This is a genomic window from Thalassolituus sp. UBA2009, assembly GCF_002335285.1.
GTDB lineage: Bacteria > Pseudomonadota > Gammaproteobacteria > Pseudomonadales > Oceanobacteraceae > Venatoribacter > Venatoribacter alkanivorans.
Genome location: NZ_DDCJ01000101.1, coordinates 78,748 through 81,535 on the forward strand (window position 1 = coordinate 78,748; position 2,788 = coordinate 81,535).

Below are 2,788 nucleotides of genomic sequence, written 5' to 3' on the forward strand. Positions count from 1 at the left end.
GGGCTCATAACCCGAAGGTCGTAGGTTCGAATCCTGCTCCCGCAACCATTTAAAAGAACCCAGCCTTGTGTTGGGTTTTTTTATGCCTGAAATCCGCATGAATGCTGGGTTTCGCCATTCAGGCCCCACTGTTGGGCTGCCCCCTCTTTCGTTCCCCCTGAAAAAATCGTCTGACCTTAAGGCTACTTTGGGCACAGCGCTGTGATTGGTCAATTCTTGTCCAGATAGCTCTGTTCACCAGCCAGTTTTCCATCGTCCGGATACATCCGAAAACACTCAGATTTACCCCACCAAACGGTCGCCCAAAAAAGAGCAAAAACGGGCCTGTGCCCATTTTGTGCCCAAGGTGTGCCCAAAAATTTCAAACATCGATGTGGTTGTTTTTTGACCTGACCTTAAGGCAACTAAAGGCACAAGGAGATCAAGACGGGGAGATCGAGCGGATGAGTGATCCAGGGATCACTCTTTGATGTAGGTAACGAGGTCTTCGATTTTGCAGTCGAAGTAGGTGCACAGCTTATCGAGGTTGTCGGTAACCGTGCTGTGGCCTGGATGGTTCAGAATCTTTGACAGAGTCATACGATTGATCCCGGTCTCTTCCGAAATCTCCGCAATGGTGATGCGCCGCTTTTCAGCAAACTCTTTGTCCGCAATCAGCTTTTTCAGATGAAACCGGATCATAGAATGCACCTGTGATAATAAAAATTATCAAAAAACACTTGAAATGCCCCCAAGTGTGATTATATTAATAATCATCTGATAACTTAAGTTATCATTCGATGATCGCAACAGGAGCAAATATTCTCATGAATATGACATATCTGACAACCGAAGAGCTTTCTGCACGCATCAAGTACGACGCGCGCACCATTCGTAACTCACTGAAAGACAATGTCTTGCTGGAGGGTAAGCATTACATCCGCCCGTTTGGTGGACGCAAGATCCTGTATTTGTGGGAAGCCATTGAACAGGAAATGCTAAACAACACTGCCGATACGGTCGCCATTCCTATGGCGCGCGGAGGTGTATGCCATGGCTAAGGTAAGAGCGCGCCCGGAAACCAATAAGCTGTTTCTGGATTTTCGCTATAAAGGGCAGCGTTACCGAGAGCAAACGCTACTCGATGATATCCCTCGCAATCGGAAACAGCTGGAAACGCTGATGCAACGTATCGAAGCCAAAATCATTCTGGGGGAATTCAATTACCGGGAGTTTTTCCCCAACAGCCCCAATGTGGCCAAGGCAGAAGCATTGGAAGAGCGTTATCAGCAGGCACCCGCTGTGGGAATCAAAAAAGGCCCGGCCATACCAACCTTCGCTGAGTTCTGCCAACAATGGTTCACAGAGAAATCCATTGAGTGGCGGGCATCGCATTTGCGTAACGTACGCTCGCTGCTCGACAGCGCCTTACTCCCGGCCTTTGGTGATCAACCGCTGAATCAGATCACCAAAGAGGATCTGCTCAACTTTCGCTTGCAGCAGGCGGCGATTCCAGGGCGTTGCGGCAATGCCACTCTGTCAGCCAAGACACTCAACAACCGGATGGGAGTGTTGCGGATGATCATGGATGAAGCATGCGACCGGTATGGCTTTGAAAATCCATACCGGAACATCCGTCCTTTAAAGATGAAGAAAATCCACATCGAGCCTTTCTCACTCGTCGAGGTGAACAAGATCCTCGAAAACGTGCGTGCCGATTATCGCAACTACTACACCGTGCGTTTTTTTACCGGCATGCGTACCGGTGAGATAGATGGATTGAAGTGGCAGTACATCGATTTTGAGCGCCGGCAGATTCTGGTGCGTGAAACATTAATTGCCGGCCAAACCGAATACACCAAAAACAATGGTTCTCAGCGCGAAATTCCCATGCTTGGGCCGGTCTACGATGCCCTGATGGCTCAGCGTGCTAGCACCGGACGCATCAGCCCCTATGTGTTTTGTAACTCCGCCGGAGAGCCACTGGATCAGAACAACGTCACCAAAAGAGTCTGGTATCCGCTGCTGCGTTACCTGGGCCTAGCAACGCGCAGGCCCTACCAAACACGACATACTGCCGCCACGTTGTTTCTGGCTTCAGGTGAGAACCCGGAATGGGTGGCACGGGTATTGGGACATTCTTCTACGGAAATGCTGTTCAAGGTGTATTCGCGCTACATCCCGAACCTGACCCGCATGGACGGATCAGCGTTTGAGAATCTGGTTGGTAACCGTTAGGAGGTGTTTATGATTCAGCAACAAATGTACAGCAGCATCTGGATTCCTCCTAAGACATACGATCTGGCCGAGTGGCTGATACGCAGCTTCAACATTCAGCCTGGGTATGGGCTGGCCCGATATCTGGGGGTTAGTCGTCGCTATAATAATTATCGTGCAGTGCAGGTGTGGGTGTTAGAGCAGCAGCGCAACTGGCCTGCAGAAAAACGCACAACAGGACAGTTGCGTAGGGCTTTTTCTGCGTTGTTACCGAATGATCAGTTTTAAAAGTATGTGCATTTAATTTTTAAGCTTTCTGTTATTCCTTTGAATGTTAATGGGGTTCTTCCAATATGACGAGGATGTATTGAAGACCTGGTAGAGCACCGCCGCAAGATCGTGTATCTCACCTAATCGTTCAGCAACATCAGCGACACTGTGGCCGGCAACGGTCACTTGCTTAACGGCTTCGATCTTGAATTCTTCGGGATAGCGTTTGTTGCTCATACTCACCTCTGTTTGAGTCATTTTCTCTAACTCAAAGGTGTCTAGCAAACTGGTGGCGATTCACCTGGGCACGTTGCACTCGATC

4 protein-coding genes and 1 pseudogene are annotated in these 2,788 nt (G+C 49.4%); 3 read left to right on the forward strand and 2 right to left on the reverse strand.

Translation table 11 applies throughout. The features are described 5' to 3' along the window. Nucleotides 1-459: 459 nt before the first annotated feature. Nucleotides 460-681, reverse strand: coding sequence for a helix-turn-helix domain-containing protein (locus B3P58_RS12865; RefSeq protein WP_260975348.1), 222 nt, complete (start codon nucleotides 679-681; stop codon nucleotides 460-462). A gap of 125 nt (nucleotides 682-806) precedes the next feature. Here B3P58_RS12865 and B3P58_RS12870 point away from each other — a divergent pair, with 125 nt between their 5' ends. From B3P58_RS12870 to B3P58_RS12880, 3 genes are read left to right on the forward strand one after another with little or no spacing between them, the layout of a single operon-like run. Beyond that, nucleotides 807-1,040, forward strand: a complete 234-nt coding sequence (locus tag B3P58_RS12870; RefSeq protein WP_260975349.1) for a hypothetical protein — start codon at nucleotides 807-809, stop codon at nucleotides 1,038-1,040. Beyond that, nucleotides 1,033-2,217 carry an Arm DNA-binding domain-containing protein gene (locus tag B3P58_RS12875; protein ID WP_286717967.1) on the forward strand — a complete coding sequence of 395 codons (1,185 nt, stop codon included), beginning with the start codon at nucleotides 1,033-1,035 and terminating at the stop codon, nucleotides 2,215-2,217. The genes B3P58_RS12870 and B3P58_RS12875 overlap by 8 nt, the downstream gene beginning before the upstream one ends. A gap of 9 nt (nucleotides 2,218-2,226) precedes the next feature. After that, entirely contained in the window at nucleotides 2,227-2,484 is a 258-nt protein-coding gene (locus tag B3P58_RS12880) for a hypothetical protein (protein ID WP_260975351.1), read from the forward strand. Between the two features lie 120 nt (nucleotides 2,485-2,604). Here B3P58_RS12880 and B3P58_RS12885 read toward each other — a convergent pair. Continuing rightward, a pseudogene (locus B3P58_RS12885) lies at nucleotides 2,605-2,703 on the reverse strand (transposase); the annotation flags it as partial. Nucleotides 2,704-2,788 lie beyond the last annotated feature (85 nt).